This window comes from Nocardia sp. CY41, from assembly GCF_009829325.1.
GTDB lineage: Bacteria > Actinomycetota > Actinomycetes > Mycobacteriales > Mycobacteriaceae > Nocardia.
The window spans coordinates 1-657 of record NZ_VUOS01000140.1 but is presented as its reverse complement, the minus strand read 5'-3'; the positions used below and the strand labels follow the sequence as shown (position 1 = coordinate 657).

At 68.0% G+C, this 657-nt stretch carries 1 protein-coding gene; it reads left to right on the top strand.

Annotation, left to right across the window (positions count from 1 at the left end; genetic code table 11):
* Positions 1-568: hypothetical protein (locus GVY64_RS37080; RefSeq protein ID WP_159851374.1), on the top strand; the 568-nt coding region annotated here is incomplete at its 5' end.
* Positions 569-657: the final 89 nt, after the last annotated feature.

Sequence of the window (657 nt, the reverse complement as noted above, 5' to 3'; positions counted from 1 at the left end):
GCTGGTATCGCGAGATCCTGCCCGGCAGGTCAGGCTCGACCGGCTGTTCGGGGTACGGGACTTGCTGATCGAGTTCCACGAGGCTGGTGCGGAAGAGCAGGGCAGGCTGCTGGCCGACCGCGCTGCCGCCGATACCTCCGAGGATGTGCTCGATAGAGCCTCCAACGTGGCGGCCCTGCTGCACGGACTGTGGCACGCCCGGGCTCGAGAGCAGGTCGGGCTGCTGGCCGGTCGGGCTGTCGGCCGGATCCCCCTGGACGACGCGAGAGCCCTCGCCCAGATACTGGACATCCTGACGGAGGCCGGCGCGCGAGCCCAGGTCGCCACCCTGCTGGAACGCGATCTCGGGATGCGGGTGCCGCTCGGCGACGAGCAGACCGCCACGGCTCTGGCGGCCGCTCTGCGGAAAGCCGGAGCAGACCATCAGGTCGAGATACTCATCCAGCGGTTGCCCGAGGAGGGGTTGTTCGGCTTGTTCCGCGAGCAGCCCGGCAACGAGCGGCTCTACCGGTTCGGCCGGGAGGCAAACGGCAGCCCCGCCCCGGCATGGGACTGGAACGACATCTGACCGCCACGCGGACGACGAAATCGGGGTAACCGGAAACCCGCCATCTCTGCTGGTCAAGGCAACTTCGTTGCTTTCCGCACGATTACTAC